Below are 20,098 nucleotides of genomic sequence, written 5' to 3'. Positions count from 1 at the left end.
CGCGCCCGTTGTGGGCATGATTCGGCAGTTACGCCAGCCGAATTCCCGCCGCCTTGATGATCTTTGCGTAGCGGTCCGCTTCCTCCTTGCAGAAAGCAGCAAATCGCTCGGGCGATTCCCCGAGCGGCTCGGCCGACAGATCTGCCAACCGCGCGCGCACCTCCTGGTTGGCCAGCGCCTTGACCGTGGCCGCCTGAAGCGCCGCGACAATTTCCTGTGGTGTCTTTGCGGGAGCCCAAAGTCCGTACCAGGTCGTCATCGTCATCTCCGGATAGCCGCTCTCCACCAAGGTCGGGGTGTCCGGCAAACTCTTCGAGCGGCGATTGCCCGTCACGGCCAACGCGCGGAGCTTTCCGGCCTTGACCAGCGGCAACGACGCCGGCATGGAATCAAACATGAATGTCACCTGCCCGCCGATAAGATCGGTCAATGCGGGCGCGCTCCCCTTATAGGGGGCGTGCACTGCCGAAATTCCCGTGAGCATCTTGAACAATTCGCCTGCCAGATGGCCGGGCGTCCCGTTGCTGGATGACGCAAAGCTGCAGCCTGTTGGGCGGGACTTGACGTACCGCACCAACTCACTGACGCTATGAATCGGCAGGTCGGACGCCACCAGGAGCTGAATCGGCGTGGATGCCAGGCTCGTGATCGGCGTGAAATCCTTGATGGGATCGTGGGGAAGCTTCGGGTACAGGAACGGATTGATGACCTGCGCCGAGACATTGATCAGCAACGTCTGCCCATTGGGCGGCGCCTTGGCTACCATGTCTGCACCGATCGTGCCGCTCGCGCCGCCGCGGTTGTCCACGACAAACGATTGCTTGAGAACCTCCGACATCTGGTGCGCCACAATCCTGCCAACGACATCGGTGGGACCGCCGGCCGGGAAGGGTATGACCACGCGAACCGGACCAATGGGATATGGAGTTGCCGACGCGAGCGTCGGAAGTCCAATAAGCTGGGCTGTGCCAAATGCGGCAACTCCGGCCCTCAAGAACTGGCGCCTATCCATCTTTGTCTCCTGGATGTCATCATTGTTTTAACTTCCGACCGGAACACTTGCTTCCGTTGTTACCGAGGACTATCTCGTTACGCTTCCCTCTTCCTGGAGGTAGCGCTGCGCGTCCAGCGCAGCCATGCAGCCACTTCCTGCCGAGGTGATGGCCTGCCGATAGATGGCGTCCTGAACGTCTCCGGCCGCAAAGACGCCGGCAATGCTTGTCATCGTCGACATGCCGCCCAGCCCGCTGCGAGTCAGGATGTAACCATCCCGCATCTCGAGTTTCCCCTTGAAGATGTCCGTATTCGGTTTGTGCCCGATCGCAATGAAGCAGCCGGTCACCAACAGCTCGACTTCCCCGCCTTGCCTGATGTCGCGCAGTCGCACGCCGGTGACGCCGGACGCGTCGCCAGTCACCTCCTCGAGTTCGTGCCAAAGATGAAGATGAATCTTTCCGGTAGCGACCTTCTCCATCAGGTGGGAGACGAGGATCGGCTCGGCGCGGAAGCTATCCCTGCGGTGAATCAGATGCACGGTCGCGGCGATGTTCGACAGGTAAAGCGCTTCCTCCACCGCCGTATTGCCACCACCGACAACGCAAACATCCTGGTTTCGATAGAAGAAGCCGTCGCACGTCGCGCACCCGCTCACGCCCCGGCCCCGGAACGCTTCTTCGGAAGGGAGGCCGAGATACTTTGCAGAAGCACCTGTCGCGACAATCAGTGCGTCGCACGTGGTCGTCCCAGACTCACCGCGCAGCGTAAAAGGACGCTTGCTCAAATCGACCTCCTCGATCTGATCGAAAACGATCCTCGCATCGAAGCGCTCCGCATGGCGCTGGAATCGTTCCATCAAGTCGGGGCCGGTGACCCCATCGACATCGGCGGGCCAGTTGTCGACGTCGGTCGTGGTCATGAGTTGCCCGCCTTGCGCGGCACCGGTAACCAGAACGGGCGAGAGATTGGCTCGTGCCGCATACAAGGCGGCGGTATAGCCGGCGGGGCCAGAGCCAAGGATCAGCACGCGCACGTGGGCATTCGCTTCATTAGAACTCATGGTGACTCTCGAAAAATGGATACGTAACTGACTACTGCAAACAGATTAGGTCTGAATAATGTTGTCCTTGGCGAGCAGCTCGATTTCCGCGTCGTCAGTCCTGAGCACGCTCTTGAGCACAGCGGCAGTACTCGATCCAAGACGGGGTGGCGGGCTCCTGTACTCGACTGGTGTGCCGGACAGGCGTATCGGGCTTGCGACGACGCAGACGCTGCTCCCGTCCTCGGATGCCATGTCGACCTTCATGCCACGATGCATGACATGCGGATCGGAGAAGACGTCATTGAGATTGTTGATAGGGCCGCACGGAACCCCGTTCGCCTCAAGTTGCGTCAGCCAGTCCTGCGTCGTCCTGGTCCTTACGACCGACTCGATCAGAGGCACCAGGACGTGGCGATTCTCGATGCGACGGTTGTTCGAGGCGAAACGAGGATCATGGCGCCACTGCGGCTCACCCAGGACCTCGCAGAGCCGGGAGAATTGCCCCTCATTGCCTACCGTGATAATGATGTGACCATCCGAGGTACCGAAATCCTGGTAGGGAACGATGTTCGGATGACCATTTCCCAGACGCGGCGGCTGATCTCCGCTCGCCAGGAAATTCATGGCCTGGTTTGCCAGGCACGCGATCTGCACGTCCAGCAATGCTGCATCCACCCACTGGCCGATCCCCGATTTCTCCCGGTGTGCAAGTGCCGCCAGAATACCGATGGTGGCGTAGAGCCCCGTCATGATGTCGGTAAGCGCAACACCAACTTTCAGGGGCCCTTCTCCCGGCTCACCATCGGGCCTGCCGGTAATGCTCATGAGTCCACCCATCCCCTGCACGAGGAAATCGTATCCGGGCCGATGGGAATAGGGTCCGGTCTGGCCGAATCCAGTGATCGAGCAGTACACGATCCTTGGATTGATCTCGCGAAGTGACTCGTAATCGAGGCCGTATTGCTTCAAGCCACCCACCTTGAAGTTTTCAACAACGACATCGCAGTGCTCGGCTAAGGCACGAACCAGTGCCTGGCCGCGCGGATGACTGAGATCGATGGCTACCGATTGCTTGTTCCGATTCGCGCCGGCAAAGTATGCGGACTGACGCGCATCGTCGCGCCAATCCACGGGATTGACCCATGGCGGGCCCCATGAGCGGGTGTCGTCACCCGCTTCCGGTCGCTCGATCTTGATGACCTCCGCGCCAAGATCGGCGAGTATCTGGCTCGCCCATGGTCCCGCAAGTACCCGGGATAAATCCAACACGCGCAGATGAGACAATGCCCCCATGACTTCATGGCCTCCATTTGGAATGCAGCCAGACCAGTCATCGCACGCCCAAAGGTTTGGGCGTGGATGTCGTGCGTCCCTTCACAGGTATTGACGCCCTCGGGATTCAACGGGTGGCGATCCGCTGCGCCGCAAGCCACGTAACCAGTTGGGTACGTGTGGCCGCGCCGGTGCGCGTGGCTTGCAACTTTCCGCCCTGGAACAGCAACAGCGTTGGTACGCCACGCACACCAAACCGGGAGGCCACGTCCGGGTTCGCTACCACGTCCACTTTCTCGACGACCATGCGGCCGTCCATCGCACCCGCCACCTCGTCAAGCACCGGCGCCAGGGCAGCACAGGGCTTGCAATCGGGGCTGAAGCAATCGATGAGAACTGGCATTTCGCTTTGCGCGAGCAATGCATCGATGTCCTGCATGCCGGAACTTTGGGCGGTCGTGTTCATGATCACTGGAGCTCGACTTTGGTCTTCAGCGGCTCCTTCGTGCCAAGCCACACTTGCTGAGCCTGTTCCTTGATCTGCCCTACGCGATGCGCCACTTCTTCAGGCGTGATGGAGCTCACGGGGTGCGAGATGACCACAGGCTCGAGGGACTTCATGCCGACCGCCTGGCGGGTCAGTTCCGTCTCGCGAACGAATTCGGTGGTGATAATCGCGGCGCTCGGGATACCCAGTTTTTCCAGGGCGATCGAGTCGCGAATGCAGGCCGAGCAGCACGAGCCGCAATCCCCGATGGCAGTCAGCACGACGTCGTTCTCTGCCGCAATTTGCGCGATCAGCTCAGGCGTAGCGTCCTTTGAGAAGCTGTGCTTGACGTAGTAGTTCACCGCAGCGAAGTCGATGTCCTCACCCAGCGCTGCCGCTGCACCGCGGAGCAGCTTGTTGGCATTCCACTTCGAGTTGTCCAGGATGCCGAGGCGCAGCTGTTTCAGCGACGTCTTTCGCTCGGAAACCGGCGCATCCTCAAAACGCAGCGCGCCGCGCGGGTCGAACACTTCAACAGTGGATTCTTCGCTCTTCATCAACATGGCAATCTCCTAATGTTCTTTGTTACGGGTTCGGTACGACAACATCAGAGGGCGCACGCACCGCCAACACACTCCGCGCCGTTGTCACCGGCCCCACTGCCCTCGACCGCGCGCAGCACCGGCGTGCTCATGTGGCCCCAGCCGGGGACCAGCACCGAGAAACGCCCCGCCTCACCACCCATCACAAACAGGTGGATGTTGTCCGGGCTATGGATGATGGGAATGCGCGTGTCATCTTCGCGCTTGTAGTACTTCGGCAGGTTTCGGTTGTAGACCTTGCCATAGCGATGGCCATACGCCAGGTCGATGAAGCGATTGCCGTGGTTGTGGAAGAGGTAGTTGCGCACGTCCGCGCGGGACCAGCCGTATTTGCCGATGGTTTGCGCATGCTCCAGGCCTAGCACCACCGCAATGTGCCCACCCAGCACGGCGCTGTTCGAAGCAATGGTGCTCATGGCCGAGCACATCGTGTCCAGGATGCCTTCTGGGTCGTTCGAGATGTGGTTGGTCACACTGTGCGGTGCTTCAGCGGCCATCACGAACACGGTCGAGTCTTCCGGCTTGTAGCCATGTTCGACGTGATACGGGGCCAGCGGGCTTTGCGCCTCGTTCTCGGCCACGCAATAGGTGTACTTCCCCGGATGGCCCAGCGTGCTCTTGTCCAGATCGCCGGGCCAGCCACCGCCGACGTTGAGCATGATCAGGCGAATCGCCCGGCCGATGGTCGCGTTCGCACGGTTGCCCGAGCCAAAGGCATTGCAGCCGCCGTTCATCCCGATCTCGCGGGCAATCGGGCCATTGACGATCAGCAGCGGCGAGGCGACGTGCGTGGTTGCCTGCACCCCGTTCAGGTTGAACGCCTGGTCCGTCAGCGCCTTGACGGCGGCCAGGACAACCGGGGTGTACTCGGGCTTGCAGCCGGCCATCACCATATTGACCGCAAGCACTTCGCGACTCAGTTCGCCCCAACGCGGGGCAATGCGGGCCTCAACGAACTTCGGATCACCGCCCAGCCGCGCAACGATTTCGTCGACCTTTTCCTGCGTGGGCGGCACCACCGGCAAGCCATCGCTGAACCCGCGCTCGTAGTAGTACTCAACCAGGTCGACCCCAGCCGGAACACAGCTCACCCCCGCACCTTCCTGCATCACAGCGCTCATTGTCCTGACTCCTGTCTAACGTTGTCGTGTTGGTAGAGAGGAGAATAGAGGCTGTGGCCGATTAATTACAACAATAAACTATTTACCAATTTGATTGCGTTTTATGCATATATTGCGGGGAGCGGTGGCACATCAACCCCCGCGCCCTCGAGGGCCGCAGCGGGACAGTTCGCCCCCCTCGTCACGACAGGGCTCGTTGTCGCAAAAGCCTGCCAAGGGCCGCATCGGCTCGCCGCAACCTGCGTTCCTTCGCCGACCTCGAACCGCCGGAGGCAGCATCCGGCGGATGCGCCCCCTCCACGTCATTCGCTCCGACTTGTGGAACCGAGGCATCGAGATCGGCCGCGTCTGCGGTCAGTCCAGGTAGGCTCGCGCGTTCGTGATCACTGGGGTCCATTTGGCAATCTCCTTTCGCAGTTGGTCCTCCAGCCCCTCCGGCGTTGCTTTGTTGCCGTCTACCGGGACGGCACCAAGCTTGGCCATCGAAGCCTTGAACGCCGGCTCCGCCAGCGCGGCCCGCAAGGCGGCAGAGAGCTTGTCGATCACTGGCCTGGGCGTACGTTTCGGCGCATACAGTCCGTGCCAGACAGTCACCTCGAAGCGATCCAGTCCCTGCTCCTGAAGTGTCCGAACCTCCGGCAGGTTTGAAAGGCGGGCCGCCGTGGTCGTGCCGTAGGCCTTGACCCGGTGCGTCAGAATCGGCTGTGTCGTCGTCGTTACCTGGTCGCACATCAAGTCCACCTGTCCGCCCATCAGGTCGGTCATCGCTGGCCCCGCTCCTTTGTAAGGCACCGATGTCATCGATACGCCCAGCCGGTTCATCAGCAGCAGCCCACACAGATGCGACGCCGTACCGACGCCTGCATTAGAGATGTTGATCTGCTTCTGCCGCGCCGTTATCCAGGGTACGAGTTCCGCGAATCCCTCTGGCTTCATGTCTTTCCGCCCGATCAGGGTCATCGGCACGTCGACCACCTGGCCGATGTACGAGAAGTCCTTCAGGGGATCGAAGCGGAGGCTGCGCGACAAGGCTGGCAGGGTCGCAAAGCCAATGTTGTGGATCAGAAGCGTATAGCCGTCCGGCTCGGCCCGGGTTACGACTTCGCTGCCGACAATGCCGCTGGAGCTCGCTCGATTCTCGACCACCACAGGTTGCCCGAGCGCACGGCCCATCGCTACCGCCAAGGATCTCGCGACCACGTCCGTTGGGCCGCCTGCGCTGAAGGGAACCACCAGCGTCACCGGCTTGGATGGAAATGAATCCGCATAGGCCGGACACGAAAGGATCGCGCCTGCCAGAAGGTAGAGGTACTGCTTCATTGCTTGTCTCCATTTATCTTTTGGTCTGTGCTGTGTCGGAGCCGTGGCCGGCCGCAGCATTCACGAAACTGCCAGCGCCCCGGTCATCAACGGGCTCGCGATGCCTTGTGGTGAATGGTCAGAAACCGGGTCGGGAAGTGGCTCTCGCAGCGTGACCAGTTCCTCGGCAGCCGTTGGATGCAGCGCGATGGTGCTGTCGAACTGCGCCTTGGTCGCCCCGGCTTCGAGCGCGACCGCAACGAGTTGCACCATCTCTGCCGCGCCGGCGCCTGCGATATGCACGCCGACGACCTTGTCGGTGACCGCATCGACCACGATCTTCATAAGTACGCGTTCGGCGCTCCCGGAAAGCGTTGCGGACAGCGGGCGGAAGTCTGTACGAAACACCCGCACGGGCCCGCCGCCTGCTCGCGCTGCCGCTTCGGACAGGCCCACGGTAGCGATCTCCGGCGTCGAGAAGACAGCGGTAGGAATCCTTCCGTAGTTCATCCTGCGCGTCTTGCCATCGCCAAACAGCAATTCCGCGACGGCTTGCCCCTCCAGGATTGCCGCGGGTGTCAGGTTGGCACGATTGGTCACGTCACCTACCGCAAAGATTGATGGCACGCTCGTTCGTGAGTCGGCGTCGACCTGGATGGACCCGGACGAATCCATGGCCACGCCGTTTTCCTTGAGCCCAATCTCCGATGTAAGAGGCCGACGCCCCACGGCAAACAGCACTGTGTCGACTCGCATTCCGGTACCGTCGGAAAGGTTTGCATCCAACCCTCCGCCCTCCCCTTGTTCGATGCTGGTAACCGTTGTGCGCAGCCGCAGATCGACGCCCCGCTGTACGTAGGCAGTTTCGAGGCGCGACTGCAGGTCGGCATCGAATCCTCGGAGCAGATGGCTCCCTCGGTGGACCAGTGTTGTGGCGACACCCATCCCACGGAAGATGCCGGCAAACTCCACCGCGACATAGCCGCCGCCGACGATCAGGATGCGATCGGGCAAGGCCTCGAGGCCGAACGCCTCATCCGAGGTGATCCCGTGGCAAGCTCCGGCGATATGCGTGGGCATGACTGGGGATCCACCTGTCGCCACCAGTATGTAGCGCGAACGGAGGGACCTTCCAGACGCCAACCGGACGGTGTGCGCGTCCTCGATCACGGCACGCTCTCGATAGAGGGTGACGCCGTCTGCATCCAGGCCGTTGGAATACGCTTGCTCCAGCCGCGCGAGTTCGCGATCCTTTGCGGCGAGGAGTCGGGACCAATCGAAGTGCCGGTTGTCTACGCGCCAGCCAAATCCCGGGGCGTCGGCAAAGCTATCGGAGAACCGGCTTGCCAGGACCAGCAACTTCTTTGGTACACATCCTCGCATGACGCATGTGCCACCAACCCGGTCGGCTTCCGCGATCGCCACACGGGCCCCGGCGCGCGCCCCAATGCGCGCAGCCCGAACGCCGCCAGAGCCCGCGCCGATGACGAACAGATCCAGCTCATAGGACATGAAAGCTCCTGGTGGGCCTACTCGGCCATAGCATGGGTTGCGTCGCGCTCACGACGAGAGAGCTTGTCGATGCTGGGGTCGCGGACCAGCACGCCCTCGGCATAGAGACCAGCGATCTCGGCGTCGGTGAGCCCAAGAAGCTCCACCAGCGTGGACTCGTTGTTCTCCCCCATCAGATCCGCATGGAGATCGTTGGACGGCGTCCAACCGGAGAACCTGACAGGCATCCCGGGAATGTCAAACGCCCCGAGCGTCTGATCATGTACGCGTCGGACCGTGCCACGAGCGCGCATGTGCGGATGGGCCATCGCCTCGTTGAGCGTCAGGACCGGCGCTACCGGAATACGCTTTACCTCGAGCCGCTCGATCGCCGTTTCGCGCGTAGGGAATCGCGCCAGCCACGCCTCGAGGACCGATTTCAACGCTGTATTGTTGTCGCGTCGTAGCGCCGCTGTGGAGAAGCGCGGGTCATCGAGCAACCCGGGCTGCTCCAGCGCCTCGACGAACGCCTTCCACTGGTGCGGCAGCGTGGCCAGCGTTATGTAGCTGCCATCCGAACAGCGGAAGATGCCGGTCGGCCCACCGTCCGGATGCTGCGATCCGGTTCGCCTGGGTGTGTAGTTCTTTCGCAGAGAGACGCGAGGCATCGCCACCTCGTGCATATTCATGTAGCTGTCGAGCAACGAAGCTTCGACATGCTGCCCCTCCCCGGTGCGCTCACGGTGCAGCAGCGCGAAGCTGATGGCCATCGCGGCGGCCCAGCCGGTGGTCATGTCCCCGATTGCCATCGTGATGAGCGCCGGCTCGCCATTCGGGTCACCGATCAGGTCAGTGACGCCGGAATAGGCCTGGGCGATGTAGTCGTAGCCAGGCTTCTGGCTCAACGGCCCCGTCTGTCCCGCCAGCGAGATCGAGCACATGATCAGGCCGGGATGCAGCGCCTTGAGTTCGCCGTAGGACAAACCTGCGCGCGCCATCACGCCGGGTGAGAAGTTTTCGATCACGACGTCGAACTTGGGCACCAGCCGCCGGATCAGATCCCGGGCATGAGGATGCTTGAAATCCAGCGCCAAGCTTCTCTTGGAATGGTTGTGCTGAAAATAGTAAGTGCTGTGCGTGGTGCCCTTGTATTCGGGGGCCGTCGGCCGCAAGCCACCGATCCGCGTCCGGTCACCGTGCGGACCAAGTTCGAGCTTGACGACATCCGCGCCCATCTCGGCCAGGAGACGGCCACAGGTGGGACCAGCAACAATCTGCGTGATATCAAGGACACGGTATCCCTGAAGCATTGAAGGCGAAGACATGTGCGTTCCTTGCGAGAGCTCAGCGGGTGTCAAACTGCGAGGCGCCGAACAGGTTGTCCCAGCGTTCGCCGGCGGGCTTCGCGCCGGATTTGTCCACTTTGTCGGAGAGCACCGCAAGCCCCCTCTGGACTGCCGGACGTGCCCGGACGGTTCCGTACCAACGCCGCAGGTTCGGAAAATCCTCCAGTGCCTGCCCTTGCCATTTATGCGCGCGCAGCCACGGGTACGTGGCCATGTCAGCGATCGAGTACTCGTTGCCGCCCAGGTACGCCACGTCTCCCAGGCGCCGGTCGATCACGCGATACAGCCTGGCCGCCTCATTCGTGTAGCGATCGACCGCGTAAGGGATTGGCTCGGGCGCGTACTTGCGGAAATGATGGGCCTGGCCGAGCATCGGGCCGACTCCCCCCATCTGGAACATCAGCCACTGCACAACTTCCTGGCGCGGCTGCATGTCCTGGGGAAGGAACTTCCATCCGGCTTTCTCGGCGAGATACATCATGATGGCGCCGGACTCGAACATAGCGAACGGTTCGTCGCCCGGGCCGTCATGATCGACGATCGCGGGGATCTTGTTGTTCGGGCTGATCCTGAGGAAATCCGGCTTGAACTGATCCCCCTTCCCTATGTGCACGGGTATTACCCGGTACGGGAGGGCGAGCTCTTCCAAAAGGATCGAGACCTTATAGCCGTTGGGCGTGCTCCAGAAGTACAGGTCAATCATGATCGACCTCGTCAGGCAATTGCCAGGACTTGCGAATTCTCGAACTGCCGGCGAAGTTCATCTTCAACGAACTCCATGCGGTCCTTGCCCCAGAACATCTCATCGCCGACAAGGATCATCGGCACCCCGAAGACCCCGCGTTCGACTGCGCGGTCCGTGGCCTCCACCAGTTCCTTGCCGATCTCATCACTGGCGCTCATCGCCTCAAACCAGTCCGGGTCGACCCCCAATTCCGTGGCAATCGGCCGCAAGCCGGCGTACTCGACAATCGTCGCGTCGCCCCTCTCCCAGTAAGCACTGAAGACCTGCTCGACGAATTCGAGTTCGAGACCCTGGCGGCGCATTGCCAGAGAGCCGCGCAGCACCCGGCTCGACTTGATGGGAAACTGGCGCGGGATCTGAAACGGCAGATTGAACTTTTCCGCCCAACGCATCAGATCGCGCTTGCGGTACCGCAACTTGGACTTGGGCTCCTTCATCAGCTCATAGCCGTACTGCCGGAAGACATGGCCCAGGTTGTACGGATGCAGCACGAGTTCTGCGTCGTGGCGCTCCAGGATTGGCCTGATAAGTTTGAGGGCGAAGTAGGTATTGGTGCTTCCAATGTCCCAGTAGACGTCGACACGATTCTTGGTCACTGCATTGCTCCTGGCTGATAGGATCTGGTTGCTGGCGGGGTAGTGAGGCCAGTGTAAGATTCCATCGAAGCCCGGCCTAATAGCGAATTCAGATCTGGGTATAAGTCAAAGATATCGCCCGCACTGGGCAGCCCAGCGAGTGCCGGCAGGAGACGATCACACGCCATGGAACTGCGGCAACTCCGGTATTTCGTTCGCATCGTAGAGTTGGGTGGCCTGTCCCGCGCTGCCGCCGATCTCTACATCGCACAACCCGCGCTGAGTCAGCAGATTGCCAATCTGGAAGCCGAGTTTGGCGTGCAACTGCTGACGCGCACATCGCGCGGCGTCACGCCAACCGCCGCAGGTAAAGTGCTCTATCGCCATGCCCAGGCGGCGCTGCGGCTGGCGGAGCGGATCAAGGCCGACGTGCAGCACGCGGGAGGCGCGCCAGTCGGCGCGGTCTCCGTGGGTATGCCGACGAGTGTGGCGAACATTCTCGCCGCGCCTCTCGTCGCGGCTGTGCGCAGCCGCCTTCCGCAAGTCCGATTGCAGATCATGGAGAGCTTGAGCGGCCACCTGGCAGAGATGGTGGCCAACGGGCGTATCGAAATGGCGCTCTTGTTCGAACGGCACGAACCCGGCGATGCGGCGGCACCACACAGAAAGGCGTTGCCGCATCTGGACATCAAGCCTTTATTGGTCGAAGAGCTCTTCCTGTTGGCCGCTGGCAGCGGGCCATTCGGAGAGCCCGTGAGCCTGGCCGACGCCGCGTCGCGGCCTTTGATCTTGCCGGGGCGTGCGAATGCAACGCGACAGATCATTGACGACGCGCTGGCAAAGGCGGGCCTGACAGCAGAGATCGTCGCAGAGCTTGACTCGCTGGCCACCATCAAATCGGTGGTGGCGGATGGCTTGGGCGCCACCATTCTGTCTGCGTCGGCGTTGGCCGGCGCCTCCCCCGTGAAGGGTGTGGTCGCACACCGGATTTCCGACGCAACACTCAAGCGTCAGGTATCGCTGTGTACCTATGATGTGAAGACGTTGAGTGTGGCCGCTGAACACGTATCGGCACTGCTCCTTGAGGTGAGCATGGCGCTTGTACGCGACGGCACGTGGGAGGGCGCACACCTGCTTCTCGCAGGAGATGACCCGGCGCCATAAGTTTGAGCGATAGGGGCAGGCGTCGATCGTATTGGCGCGGTTCGTCTCCCCGTCCCTACACTTTGGCATCGCCTCGATTCGGGATTCTCCATGCCAAAGATCCTCGACGGTATTACCGTCCTAGACCTCACACGCTTCTTCTCCGGCCCTCAGGCAACACTGTTTCTGGCCGGCATGGGCGCTGAAGTCATCAAGATCGACGATCCCAAAGGCGGCGACCCCACCGCGTTTGCGCCCCCGTATGCCGGTCCGGAGGGGGTCTCGTTCGAGCGCCAGACCGAGCAAGACATGGGCATTGCCTATATGAAGCGCGCGCGGGGAAAGAAGTCGATCACATTGAATCTGAAGTCGCAGGAGGGTCGAGACATCTTCCTGCGCATGGTGGGGCAGGCGGACGTCGTCGTGGAGAACTTCAGCGCGGGCGTGGCGACGCGCCTGGGCATCGACTTCGAGACGCTGCGGGCCGTCAATCCCCGGCTCGTCTACTGCTCCATCACCGGGTATGGAGCCACCGGCCCCGACAGGGACCTGAAAGCGTACGACCTGATGGTCCAGGCAGCGGCTGGACTGATGAGCATCACGGGACATCCGGGTTCCGCGCCGGTAAAGGCTGGCTCCCCGCTATCCGATGCGATCGCCGGGGTCTTCGCCGCAAACGGCATTGTTGCCGCGTTGCTGCACCGCGAGCGTAGCGGTGAAGGACAGGCCGTAGACATCTCCATGGCGGACTGCCTCTTCTCCCTGATCTTCGACGAACCGCTCGATTGCTACGAACGGCTTGGCCTGAGCTTGCAGCAAGGCAGCCGGATCATGCGCTTCTCACCGTTCAACGTCTATCCGTGCAGCGATGGCTGGGTAACGATTGGCGCAGCGACAAACGATGATTGGAGCGCGTTGCTTGCGGCAATGGATCGGAACGACATAGCCGACGACGAGGAGATGATGCATCTGCCATGGCGTCTGAGCCACAACGAATTGGTCGATGAACTGGTGAGTAGCTGGACATGCAAGCGACAAGCACGCGAGATCATCGGCACGCTAACGACAGCTAAAGTCCCCTGCAGTCCTGTGCGAACCATCAACGACGTGATCACCTGGAACCAGCTGTTGGAGCGGGATATGGTCGAGCGCTTGTGGAATCCGCTGACGGTCGGGCACGTCAGTGCTTCCGCACCGGGATTTCCGCTGAAGTTCAGTGCCACGCCAGGTGGGTACGACCATCCGGCGCCGATCCCGGGCGCTCACACTGACGAGGTCCTGGGCCGCCTTGCCGGGCTGACGAGCATGGACATGCAGCAATTGCGGTCTGCCGGTGTAGTTTGAGTTGGGAAGGCCAGCTGCTTGGAGTGAGTTTGCACCTGGCATCACATGGAGAGTTCCCAAGCTCCGTACCCAAGTCCGGAGTAGAGGCCCCTGCTCGCGCGCCTCAGGCAACGCCAGCAGCGCCATCACGAACGCTATCGAATAGTCGCTACAAGGCAATTCGCAGAAGATCCGTTAATCGACTTCTTCGAACACCCCTGTGCGCACCTCGCCGTTGCGCATGTAGCGGGTAATCAGCACGCCGCCAGGCGTGCTGGTCGAGTGAATATTGTTCTCCAAGTCTACGGACCCGACCGGTCCGTAGATAATACGACGGACGATGTGTATGTGGATCGACAACCAGCCAACGGCCAACACGTGCTGGCCCCGCCAAGTCTGATGCCTGAGTTAAGCCATCCCGCGAAGCGGGGGGGGCTTGAATGTATTGTCAGGCCCCAACGCCAGTGTCTGACGCCAGGACCGCCGTACGACCAAACCATACGAAATAACCCTCTGCGCGCGATCGTGCATGCCGCTGGCGGTACCGCATCTTGCAGCCCCCGACCTGGCCAAGACGGCGAAAGGTTGCCTACGCTTGATGGATGCCGATGAAGCTGTAGGAGGACCGGCAATGGCCGCCACGAAATCCATTCGCCAGCCGGCAAAGGGTGGCGCCAGGAATGCGCAGCGCTGGTCACAGGACGTGACCGAGCACAGCAACGCGCTGGACCTCGAACCGCATCTCTTCGCTTCGGACAGCCCCGAGGAGATCGCCGCCTCGCTCAAGCGTTCCGCCCTGGGCAGCCGGCGCCGCAAGGGCACGGCTTTCCAGTCGGCGATGTCGATGCTCAACTTCTACATCAATCGCGCCGGCCGCAATCTGCCCAAGGAGCGTCGCGCCACGCTCGAGCAGGCCAAGGGCAAGCTGCGCGAAGCGTTCGGACGGCCACCATAAGCACGGGCAACGCGCCACGGCTCGCTTGCGCGATTGCATTTCCGAGCTAATGCTTGTTCCTATGTCACCTTCGCGGAGCAACATCATGGACACAGGAAACGAACTGCAAGCCACCGTGGACGCCCTGGTGCAAGCGGGCAAGGGCCTGCTGGCCGCCGACGAGAGCGGGCCGACGATCGCCAAGCGGTTCGAGCGTATCGGTGTGGAATCGAGCGAGGAAAGCCGCCGGGCGTGGCGCAACCTGCTCCTGTCGACACCGGGCCTTGGTGAATTCATCAGCGGCGTGATCCTGTACGAGGAAACGCTGGGCCAGCGCGCCGACGATGGCACGCCGCTGCCAGAACTGGCTGCGCGCCAAGGCATCGTGCCCGGCATCAAGGTGGACAAGGGCAAGCTCGCGCTCGCCCATGCTCCCGGAGACGAGGTCACCGAGGGTCTCGACGGGCTGGCCAAGCGGCTTGCCGGCTATCACCAGCAGGGCGCGCGCTTTGCCAAGTGGCGCGCGGTGTACATCGTGTCGGACAACCTGCCTGGCTGGGCTGCCATCCAGGCCAATGCGGAGGCGCTGGCACGCTATGCAGCCATCTGCCAGGAGACGGGCGTGGTGCCCATCGTCGAGCCCGAGGTGCTGATGGATGGCGCGCATTCCATGGCGCGTTGCGCCGAGGTCACCGAGGCCGTTTTGCACGAAGTCTTTCACGCCTTGCACCGGCATGCGGTGGTGCTCGAACACATGCTGCTGAAACCCAGCATGGTGCTCCCCGGCAAGGAGGCCGGGCACGCGGCGCCGGCCGAGGTTGCCAGGGAGACTGTTCAGGTGCTCAAGCGCACGGTGCCGGCGGCGGTGCCGGGCATCTTCTTCCTGTCCGGCGGACAAACTCCCACTGAGGCCACCGCCAATCTCGATGCCATGAACCGGCTCGCCCCATTGCCCTGGCGGCTGAGCTTCTCCTACGGGCGCGCCTTGCAGGAGCCGCCCCTGTTCGCCTGGCGCGGCGAGGCCGCTAACGCGGCGCAAGCGCAACGGACGCTGCTGCAGCGCTCACGACTGAATGGCATGGCCTGCCTGGGGCAATACGAAGCAGCGCGGGAGGATGCTGCGGGCTGAGCTTTCGGCAGGTGCGGGCGAACGCACCCTTCGAACCACTGAGGGACAAGATATTGATGATGCGTCCCCAGCCCCGCTTCACCATGCCTTCGCACAGAGGCGGGCCGCCGGACCTGCCTTCAGATACCCAGCTCCAGCAGCCGGGCCTTCAACCGAGGCCCGGCGAAATCAAGAAATGCGCGCAGTTTCAGCGGCAGGATTCCCTGTCCGGTGTGAACAAGGCTGATGGGCCACGGTGCCGGCTCGAACGCTTCGAGCACGGTCTTGAGCGCACCGGCACGCATCGCATCCGCCATCTGGTAGGACAGCACGCGAGTGAGGCCGACCCCGGCCACCGCCGCATCGATTGCGGCTTCGGCAGTGCTTACGGCAAGCCGCGAGCGGACAGGCACCTCCATCTCCGCCTTGCCCGACATGAAGGTCCAGACTTGCCTGGATGCAATCTGTTCCATGGTGATGCATGCATGGGCGGTGATCTCAAGGGGGCTCGTCGGCGTGCCATGTTCAGCGAAGTAGGCTGGGCTCGCGCAAACCACCCGACGCGTTGTGCCAATCCGCGTCGCGATGTAACTGCTGTCGGGCAGTTCAGCGATCCGCACTGCGACATCGACCTGCTCTTCAAGCAGATGCATCACTCTGTCGGTCAGCACCATCCGCACATCGATGTCCGGGTAAGTCTTGAGGAATTCCGCGACCACCGGCAACAAATGTAAACGTCCGAAGACAAGGGGCGCAGTGATGGCAAGCTCACCTTTAGGCGCCGCGTATTCCCCCGACGCGGCACGCTCCGCCTCTCCCACTTCCTCGAGAATGCGCCGGCATGCGGCGACATAGGAATGTCCGGCTTCGGTAAGGGCAAGTTGTCGGGTGGAGCGATGCAGGAGTCGGGTTTTCAGGTGCGACTCCAGTTCTCCGACCTTGCGGCTGACCGTTGCAAGCGGAATCTCTAGCTGGCGCGCCGCGGCAGAAAAACTGCCTGCGTCGACCACGGCCACCAGGATCGACATCGATTCGAAACGATCGGCCACGTTCTCATTTTTTGGGAGGATGATTCCCAATAATGCCGGATTATCTTCCTGGGTGGAAGCTCCTACCATCTGGGCGTCCCCCGGCGAGCGCGTCGAGAACGCCGCGCCGTAGGTCACCCAAAATCTGGAGAATATGCTGTGTCAACGCTTTCGAGTACCCATCCGCAGGCTTTGCGACGAATCGCTTCCATCAGGAATTTGCCCGTCAACTTGTTTGCGTCGGTCATGGGCATTGCCGGACTCTCTATCGCGTGGCGCCAGGCCAGCCAGGAATTTGGGGTAAGTCCGCTGATATCCGAGGCCGCCGGAATCCTCGCCATCATCGTGTTCCTGGTGCTGAGCGCGGGATATCTCGTCAAGGCGATCAAGCATCCGGACGCGGTCGTCGGCGAGTTCCGGCATCCCGTCGCCGGCAATTTTTTCGGCACGATCACGATCGCCATCCTGCTGCTCTCCTCGGTCGTTGCTCAACTGAGCCAGCCGCTCGCCGAAGTCATTTGGATAGTGGGCACAATTTCGACGATCGCGCTCTGTTTCACCATTGCGAGCCGGCTGCTGCAGGGCAAGATTGACGCTGCGCACGCGGTTCCCGCCTGGTTCATCCCGGGAGTGGCGACGCTGGATATCGCGGTTGCAGGGGGCGCCATGCCAATGGCGTGGGCCCATGAAATCAACATGTTCGCGCTGGCCGTTGGAACGATGATCGCCCTGTTGTTCTTTACGATGATCATGTCGCGAATGATTCATCACGAGCCTCTGCCCGCCGGCATGGTCCCTTCGCTGTTGATCCTGATGGCACCTTTCGAAGTGGGCTTTCTCGCCTACACCAACTTTACGCAGCGCGTCGACACTTTCTCCGGCTTGCTGTTCTACTTCGGGCTCTTCATATTCCTTACGCTGGCGCCCAAGGTATTTCGCAGGGGAATTCCGTTTGCTTCCGGTTGGTGGGCGATCAGCTTTCCGATGGCGGCGCTCGCCAGCGCCTCGCTGAAATACTCGATGTTCGTCCAGGCCTGGCCCGTGACGGTGATCGCGATCATCCTCCTCGCCATGCTGAGCATCGCAATTGTGGTTCTCTTTGTCAGAACGCTGCACATTCTTCTTAACGGCAAGCTGCTCGCCGGCTGATGCAGAAGAGCCGTAGGTCGAGGTCTGATCGAGGCCGGCCGAATGCGGTGCACTGAAACCGCCTGGCCAGCCCCGCATCAGTCTCAGAAGCCGGTACGCGCCTGGATATAAACCATGCGCGGCGCGCCGACCAGACGACCGGCATTGCTGTCGGTGGTGCGTGTGTAGTAACGCTTGTCGAACACGTTATTCAAGCCGATCGTGATGTCGGTACGCTTCCACTGCGGGACCTTGAACATCGCCTGAAGATTCCAGGTGCGGAAGCCCGGTATGCGGCCCACGCTGCCATCCGGCGACTCGGCAACCGTATTGGCCAGGTCAGAGAATTGCGAGCTCTGGTGCGTGGTGGAGACATTGAACGTCCAGTTGCGCCAGTCGTAGCGTACACCGAGCGTATCGGTATTACGCGAGTAGAACGGTACGTCCAGGCCGGCCGTGGCGCCTGACTTCTGAATCGCGCGCGTGTACGTGTAGTTGGCGTAGACATTCAGCCCCGCGAACAGACCGGCGCGATCGAACGTGTAGTCGATCGCGGTTTCCACGCCGTCGTGGTCAGTAGCGCCGATATTCTGGAACGTGACGGGGAACAGCCCCGGCACCTGCAGGATCTGGTTGTCGAACTTGATCTTGAATGCAGTCAGTTCGGCCTTGATCCGGTTGTCGGTCCAACGCGTACCCACTTCGAACGTACGCGCCACTTCCGGCTGCAGCGGATTATTCGGCGTCTGCGAATTGAGCTGGGTGTTCTGCACCGGCCCGAACGACGTACTGTAGTCGGCGAACACGGTCCACGCATTGTTCACGAGGTACGAGACATTGACCGAGGGCAGTGCCTTGTTATTCATGCTTTCGAACTGCGTCGCGGTACCCCGCTGCTGGCGCGTGGTGTCGATATGTTCGAAGCGCACCCCCGGCACGATGCGCCAGTTGCCGATGGCGATGCGATCGTCGATATAGACGGCGTGCGCATCGGTGGCGTTGTCGAAGGTGGTGGTCGGGCCGGCCCTGCCGGTTACGAGGCTCTGGTTGTAGGTATTGTCGTCGCCACGCTCGCGGATATACCGATATCCGACGGTGACGTCGTGCAGCGTCGGTCCCAGTGCCACGCGCTGCGTATAGCGCGGCTCGATGCCGAACGTGGTGTAGTTGCGAGGCTGGTGCGCGATCTGGGTGGCGCTCTGCTGCAGCGTGCTCTGGCGATAGCTGTCGTTGAAGAACGTGCGAATTTCGAACTCCTGATTGGCGGAGATCGTGTTCACATAGCCCAGATCGAAGCCCGTGCGGTTGCCGCTCCAGTAGTCGTTCGGCCGCGTATTCTGGAACGGATCCGCATTGAATTGCGCCACCGTCAGGCCACCTGGCGTACGCGAGCGCACGTCGTAGTACGAAACCTTACCGTAGACCTGCGACGTGCTGGTGAGGTCGTAGGCAAATTTCACGGCCAGATCATTGACGTCATCATCGCTGCCCTTGCGCCATTCGCGGCCCGTCATGCCCGAGTACAGGAGAGCCAGTCCCAGCCCGTTCTCGAGCGTGGTCCCTACAAACGCGTTGTACTGGGTATTGCTGCCGCCACCCTCGGTGTAGATGTTTTCGCGGATCGACGCATCGCCGGTGATTCCCGGGCCGCCAGGAATCGGCTTGGTGTTGAAGTTGATGATGCCACCGACGTTCTGCGGGCCATACCGCACCGCGCCGCCGCTGCGCACCACGTCGATCGCTTCGATATTGCCCAGGCTGACCGGTGCGAAAGACAGTTGCGGTTGCCCATACGGCGCCACCGCCATCGGAATACCGTCTAGCAACACCGTAGAGCGAGGCGAGTATCGGCCCGTAAGGCCGCGCACGCCGATATTGAGCGAGATGGCGCTGCCGGCGGTGCCGGAGTTGTCGGTCGACTGCACCCCCGGAATCCGGCGCATGACGTCACTGATACTGCTCGCGCCACTCTGCTCGATTTGCTCCTCGCTAACCACGGTGCGTGCGCCGGCGAACGTCTTCACACTGTTCTGCAGCCCGGTACCCAGCCAATTGCCGGTGACCTGGACGGTATCGAGCACATGCTCCGCATTGCCGTTCTGCCCCGGCTGCGCATCGGTCTGCTGAGCGGATGCCCCTAGCGGCGCCAGGCATAGCATCGAGACGGCGAACGCCGTCGCGCGCAGCGCGACTTGGGGTGCGGCGGGGAGCTTGCCGCATCGGCTCGAACTCATGGCTTTTCTTCCTTATAACAAGCAAATTACGAAAAGCCATGAATGTAAATGATAACGGTTATCGCTTGTAACTAGTTAGATTAAAGTGCTGCTTGGTGCTCACGGCCTCAGGTCAACTGTTGCTGCGGCACGACGACCTCGCTGACGACGATCGTGTCGGGCGCGGTCCCGCCTGCGTCTGGTCATGCGCGAAATTGCTGCAGGCATTGGTCGCGCGCTTGTGG

18 protein-coding genes are annotated in these 20,098 nt (G+C 61.7%); 5 read left to right on the top strand and 13 right to left on the bottom strand.

Features of this window, described 5'->3' with window-relative positions:
- Positions 1 to 28: 28 nt before the first annotated feature.
- From AC10V3_RS23570 to AC10V3_RS23520, 11 genes are all read right to left on the bottom strand, one after another.
- A complete protein-coding gene (locus AC10V3_RS23570; RefSeq protein ID WP_022537818.1) occupies positions 29 to 1,012 on the bottom strand; it encodes a Bug family tripartite tricarboxylate transporter substrate binding protein in 984 nt (327 codons plus the stop codon).
- A 69-nt stretch (positions 1,013 to 1,081) separates the two neighbouring features.
- Positions 1,082 to 2,056 (bottom strand): thioredoxin-disulfide reductase, encoded by a 975-nt coding sequence (gene trxB, locus AC10V3_RS23565; protein ID WP_454752721.1) that lies wholly within the window; start codon positions 2,054 to 2,056, stop codon positions 1,082 to 1,084.
- A 45-nt stretch (positions 2,057 to 2,101) separates the two neighbouring features.
- Positions 2,102 to 3,331, bottom strand: coding sequence for a CaiB/BaiF CoA transferase family protein (locus AC10V3_RS23560; RefSeq protein WP_490924069.1), 1,230 nt, complete (start codon positions 3,329 to 3,331; stop codon positions 2,102 to 2,104).
- Positions 3,332 to 3,437: 106 nt separating this feature from the next.
- A complete protein-coding gene (locus tag AC10V3_RS23555) occupies positions 3,438 to 3,776 on the bottom strand; it encodes a thioredoxin family protein (RefSeq protein WP_041681695.1) in 339 nt (112 codons plus the stop codon).
- A gap of 2 nt (positions 3,777 to 3,778) precedes the next feature.
- Complete coding sequence (locus AC10V3_RS23550; protein ID WP_022537814.1) at positions 3,779 to 4,360, bottom strand: UGSC family (seleno)protein; 582 nt, start codon at positions 4,358 to 4,360, stop codon at positions 3,779 to 3,781.
- Positions 4,361 to 4,404: 44 nt separating this feature from the next.
- Positions 4,405 to 5,520, bottom strand: coding sequence for a hypothetical protein (locus AC10V3_RS23545; RefSeq protein WP_490924067.1), 1,116 nt, complete (start codon positions 5,518 to 5,520; stop codon positions 4,405 to 4,407).
- Between the two features lie 354 nt (positions 5,521 to 5,874).
- Positions 5,875 to 6,840: a tripartite tricarboxylate transporter substrate-binding protein gene (locus AC10V3_RS23540; protein ID WP_490924066.1), complete on the bottom strand. Its 966-nt coding sequence runs from the start codon at positions 6,838 to 6,840 to the stop codon at positions 5,875 to 5,877.
- A 60-nt stretch (positions 6,841 to 6,900) separates the two neighbouring features.
- A complete protein-coding gene (gene gorA, locus AC10V3_RS23535; protein ID WP_490924065.1) occupies positions 6,901 to 8,331 on the bottom strand; it encodes a glutathione-disulfide reductase in 1,431 nt (476 codons plus the stop codon).
- Between the two features lie 17 nt (positions 8,332 to 8,348).
- Positions 8,349 to 9,635: a CaiB/BaiF CoA transferase family protein gene (locus AC10V3_RS23530; protein ID WP_022537810.1), complete on the bottom strand. Its 1,287-nt coding sequence runs from the start codon at positions 9,633 to 9,635 to the stop codon at positions 8,349 to 8,351.
- Positions 9,636 to 9,654: 19 nt separating this feature from the next.
- Positions 9,655 to 10,359 carry a glutathione S-transferase N-terminal domain-containing protein gene (locus AC10V3_RS23525; RefSeq protein WP_022537809.1) on the bottom strand — a complete coding sequence of 235 codons (705 nt, stop codon included), beginning with the start codon at positions 10,357 to 10,359 and terminating at the stop codon, positions 9,655 to 9,657.
- Positions 10,360 to 10,370: 11 nt separating this feature from the next.
- Positions 10,371 to 10,997 carry a 2-hydroxychromene-2-carboxylate isomerase gene (locus AC10V3_RS23520; protein WP_022537808.1) on the bottom strand — a complete coding sequence of 209 codons (627 nt, stop codon included), beginning with the start codon at positions 10,995 to 10,997 and terminating at the stop codon, positions 10,371 to 10,373.
- A 165-nt stretch (positions 10,998 to 11,162) separates the two neighbouring features.
- On the opposite strand from AC10V3_RS23520, the gene AC10V3_RS23515 reads away from it, so the two are divergent.
- The 4 genes from AC10V3_RS23515 to AC10V3_RS23500 all read left to right on the top strand — a co-directional run bounded on the left by AC10V3_RS23515 (position 11,163) and on the right by AC10V3_RS23500 (position 15,505).
- Complete coding sequence (locus AC10V3_RS23515) at positions 11,163 to 12,140, top strand: LysR substrate-binding domain-containing protein (RefSeq protein ID WP_022537807.1); 978 nt, start codon at positions 11,163 to 11,165, stop codon at positions 12,138 to 12,140.
- Between the two features lie 90 nt (positions 12,141 to 12,230).
- Positions 12,231 to 13,463: a CaiB/BaiF CoA transferase family protein gene (locus AC10V3_RS23510; protein WP_490924063.1), complete on the top strand. Its 1,233-nt coding sequence runs from the start codon at positions 12,231 to 12,233 to the stop codon at positions 13,461 to 13,463.
- A gap of 610 nt (positions 13,464 to 14,073) precedes the next feature.
- Positions 14,074 to 14,397 carry a DUF3175 domain-containing protein gene (locus AC10V3_RS23505; RefSeq protein ID WP_022537804.1) on the top strand — a complete coding sequence of 108 codons (324 nt, stop codon included), beginning with the start codon at positions 14,074 to 14,076 and terminating at the stop codon, positions 14,395 to 14,397.
- A gap of 85 nt (positions 14,398 to 14,482) precedes the next feature.
- Entirely contained in the window at positions 14,483 to 15,505 is a 1,023-nt protein-coding gene (locus AC10V3_RS23500; protein ID WP_490924062.1) for a class I fructose-bisphosphate aldolase, read from the top strand.
- A gap of 119 nt (positions 15,506 to 15,624) precedes the next feature.
- On the opposite strand, the gene AC10V3_RS23495 is transcribed toward AC10V3_RS23500, so the two are convergent.
- On the bottom strand, positions 15,625 to 16,512 hold the full coding sequence (locus AC10V3_RS23495) for a LysR substrate-binding domain-containing protein (RefSeq protein WP_041681693.1): 888 nt from the start codon (positions 16,510 to 16,512) through the stop codon (positions 15,625 to 15,627).
- Positions 16,513 to 16,671: 159 nt separating this feature from the next.
- On the opposite strand from AC10V3_RS23495, the gene AC10V3_RS23490 reads away from it, so the two are divergent.
- Positions 16,672 to 17,661, top strand: coding sequence for an SLAC1 anion channel family protein (locus AC10V3_RS23490; RefSeq protein WP_022537801.1), 990 nt, complete (start codon positions 16,672 to 16,674; stop codon positions 17,659 to 17,661).
- 83 nt (positions 17,662 to 17,744) lie between these two features.
- Here the strand turns inward: AC10V3_RS23490 and AC10V3_RS23485 are convergent, their stop codons facing one another.
- The gene (locus tag AC10V3_RS23485; RefSeq protein ID WP_490924061.1) at positions 17,745 to 19,874 is read right to left on the bottom strand and encodes a TonB-dependent receptor family protein; all 2,130 of its coding nucleotides are present in this window, start codon (positions 19,872 to 19,874) and stop codon (positions 17,745 to 17,747) included.
- Positions 19,875 to 20,098 lie beyond the last annotated feature (224 nt).

Source organism: Cupriavidus sp. PB-02 (assembly GCF_058252315.1).
The sequence above is the reverse complement of the archived record's forward strand: the minus strand, read 5'-3'. Positions and strand labels throughout refer to the sequence as shown.